The organism is Flavobacterium sp. (assembly GCF_043720215.1).
Lineage (GTDB): Bacteria > Bacteroidota > Bacteroidia > Flavobacteriales > Flavobacteriaceae > Flavobacterium.
The window spans coordinates 1-3,069 of record NZ_JAYSSZ010000219.1 but is presented as its reverse complement, the minus strand read 5'-3'; the positions used below and the strand labels follow the sequence as shown (position 1 = coordinate 3,069).

General features: G+C 35.3%; 4 protein-coding genes. 3 read left to right on the top strand and 1 reads right to left on the bottom strand.

The window, feature by feature from the left end:
* Positions 1 to 817: class II fumarate hydratase (locus ACHZC3_RS10015; RefSeq protein ID WP_394759727.1), on the top strand; the 817-nt coding region annotated here is incomplete at its 5' end.
* Between the two features lie 144 nt (positions 818 to 961).
* Here the strand turns inward: ACHZC3_RS10015 and ACHZC3_RS10010 are convergent.
* Positions 962 to 1,603, bottom strand: a complete 642-nt coding sequence (locus ACHZC3_RS10010; protein ID WP_394759726.1) for a protein-L-isoaspartate(D-aspartate) O-methyltransferase — start codon at positions 1,601 to 1,603, stop codon at positions 962 to 964.
* A gap of 98 nt (positions 1,604 to 1,701) precedes the next feature.
* Between ACHZC3_RS10010 and ACHZC3_RS10005 the strand changes: the two genes are divergently transcribed.
* Both ACHZC3_RS10005 and ACHZC3_RS10000 read left to right on the top strand, forming a co-directional pair.
* On the top strand, positions 1,702 to 2,667 hold the full coding sequence (locus ACHZC3_RS10005) for a Gfo/Idh/MocA family oxidoreductase (protein ID WP_394759725.1): 966 nt from the start codon (positions 1,702 to 1,704) through the stop codon (positions 2,665 to 2,667).
* A 41-nt stretch (positions 2,668 to 2,708) separates the two neighbouring features.
* A partial coding sequence (locus ACHZC3_RS10000; protein WP_394759724.1) for a 3-hydroxyacyl-CoA dehydrogenase family protein occupies positions 2,709 to 3,069 on the top strand: 361 nt, incomplete at its 3' end.

The following is a 3,069-nucleotide window of genomic DNA, read 5'->3' as shown; positions in this document are numbered from 1 at the left end:
ACTAACATTAGGTCAAGAAATTTCTGGTTACGTAGCACAATTGAACTACGGAATAAAAGCAGTAAAAAATACGCTTACTCACTTATCTGAAGTCGCGTTAGGTGGAACTGCAGTAGGAACAGGACTAAACACACCTGCAGGTTATGACGTAAAAGTAGCCGAATATATTGCAAAATTTACTGGTCACCCATTCGTAACTGCACCCAACAAATTTGAAGCATTAGCAGCACATGATGCTATTGTGGAAACACACGGAGCCTTAAAACAATTGGCCGTTTCATTAAACAAAATTGCAAACGACGTTCGCATGTTGGCCTCAGGACCACGTTCAGGAATTGGAGAAATCCTAATCCCAGAAAACGAGCCAGGATCGTCTATCATGCCAGGAAAAGTAAACCCAACGCAATGTGAAGCATTAACAATGGTTTGCGCACAAGTTATGGGTAACGATGTGGCAATTTCTGTTGGAGGAATGCAAGGACATTATGAGTTAAATGTTTTCAAACCACTCATGGCTGCCAATTTCTTACAATCGGCAAGATTATTAGGAGATGCTTGTATGTCTTTCGACGAACATTGCGCACAAGGAATAGAACCTAACTACAAAAGAATTGAAGAATTGGTAAACAACTCACTAATGCTTGTTACGGCTCTTAACACAAAAATTGGTTACTATAAAGCGGCCGAAATTGCACAAACAGCGCACAAAAACGGAACAACACTAAAAGAAGAAGAATCTGTTCGTTTGGGTTATGTAACTGCCGAAGATTTTGACGCTTGGGTAAAACCGGAAGAAATGGTTGGAAGCTTGAAATAGTTGTTAATTTATTTACTAGTCCTGAAAATCTATATTGATTTTTCAGGACTAGTAAAACTATAGTTATTGGGATTAACTCCCATTTAATCTTTGACTTAAAAAAATGATTCCGTTCTGATTAAGACTAAGTAATCTATACCTAACTTAGTTTTTATCTTCCAACAGCGGAACAAATTTAAAATCTCCGAACTCATGCTTTTCAAATTGGTTTTCGCTTTTTCTAATAATGAGTGTCATTATCTGAATATTTTCTCCTACAGGAATTACAAGCTTACCTCCTACTTTTAGTTGAGCCATTAAGGCTTTAGGTATTTCTGGTGCGCCTGCTGTTACTATAATGCTATCAAAAGGTGCATAATTTGGCAATCCTTTATAACCGTCTCCAAAAGACAAATGCTTGGCACGAATTCCTAATTTTGGCAACAATAATGAGGTTTTTTTAAACAATTCATTCTGGCGTTCTACACTATATACAACTGCGCCAACTGTACACAAAACTGCTGTCTGATAACCCGAACCTGTTCCTATTTCTAATATTTTATCTCCTTTTTTTACTTCTAATAATTCTGTTTGAAAAGCTACTGTATAAGGTTGCGAAATGGTTTGCCCCGCTCCTATCGGGAAAGCTTTATCTTGGTAGGCATAATCTTCAAAACTAGAGTCTAAGAATAAATGACGTGGAACTTTTTTTATCGCTTCCAATACATTTTTGTTAGTAATTCCCTTTTGCTGTAAAACGGTTACTAACTGATTTCGAAGTCCTTGGTGTTTCGATGTATCTTTCAATTTTCGAGGTATTAATTTTTGTAAATTTAGAAAACAAATTGTCAAATATCAATAAGCAATTATCAATTAATTCCTATTTTTGTTCAAAATACATTTTTATGCTAAAAGTTGGCGTTTTAGGTGCTGGTCATCTCGGAAAAATACATTTACGATTGCTGCAACAATCAGAAAAATATGAATTAGTAGGTTTCTATGATGAAAATCAAGAAAATGGCGCTAAAATAGCCGCAGAATTTGGCTACAAACAATTTGAAACCATTGCAAAATTAATTCATGCTGTCGATGTGATTGATATTGTCACTCCAACACTTTCGCATTACAAATGTGCCAAAGTTTCTATAAAATCCGGTAAGCATGTTTTTATAGAAAAACCCATTTCAACCACTGTCGAAGAAGCTGAAGAAATTATAGCTTTAGCCAAAGAATACAATATAAAAGGACAAGTGGGTCATGTGGAACGTTTTAATCCAGCATTTAAAGCGGTTAAAAACCAAATAAAAAATCCAATGTTTATCGAAACCCATCGTTTGGCCGAATTTAATCCTCGTGGGACTGATGTTCCTGTTGTTTTAGATTTGATGATTCACGATATCGATGCAATTTTAAGTGTTGTAAACTCGAAAGTGAAAAACATTTCAGCAAGTGGCGTTTCGGTAATTAGTGATTCTCCAGATATTGCCAATGCCAGAATTGAGTTCGAAAGTGGTTGTGTAGCAAACATTACTGCAAGTAGAATTTCGATGAAAAACATGCGTAAATCAAGGTTTTTTCAGAAAGATGCTTATATCTCAGTCGATTTTTTAGATAAAGTTTGTGAAGTAGTAAAAATGAAAGATGCTCCCGAAACTCCTGGTGATTTCGATATGATTTTGCAAAATGCCGAAGGTGTAAAAAAACAAATCTATTACGAAAACCCATCGGTAGAAGCTAATAATGCCATCTTAGACGAATTAGAATCTTTTGCTGATGCTATTAGTAATAACACAACTCCTGTGGTTACTTTAGAGCAAGCAACTGATGCTTTACGAGTAGCTTATCAGATAATAAATTGCATGGAAAAGTAATCTTTCAATTCTTAAATTTTTAAATCTTTTAATATTATATAATGAAAAACATAGCAGTAATTGGAGCAGGAACCATGGGCAACGGGATTGCGCATACTTTTGCACAATCAGGATCTACAGTAAAACTAATCGATATTTCAGAAAAATCGCTCGAAAAAGGAATTGCAACCATTGCAGCAAACCTTGACAGAATGGTGGCTAAAGGAACAATTACCGAAGAAGACAAACACAAAACCATTGGGAATATTATCACTTATACCGATATAAAAGATGGTGTAACAGGTTGCGATTTAGTCGTTGAAGCAGCTACTGAAAATCTAACTTTAAAACTAAATATCTTCAAACAATTGAGCGAAGTTTGCGATCACAATACGATTTTAGCAACCAATACTTCTTCCATTT

Excerpts from the sequence above, each read along its gene's own strand:
- ACHZC3_RS10005 (WP_394759725.1), top strand. The coding sequence starts at position 1,702 with ATGCTAAAAGTTGGCGTTTTAGGTGCTGGTCATCTCGGAAAAATACAT.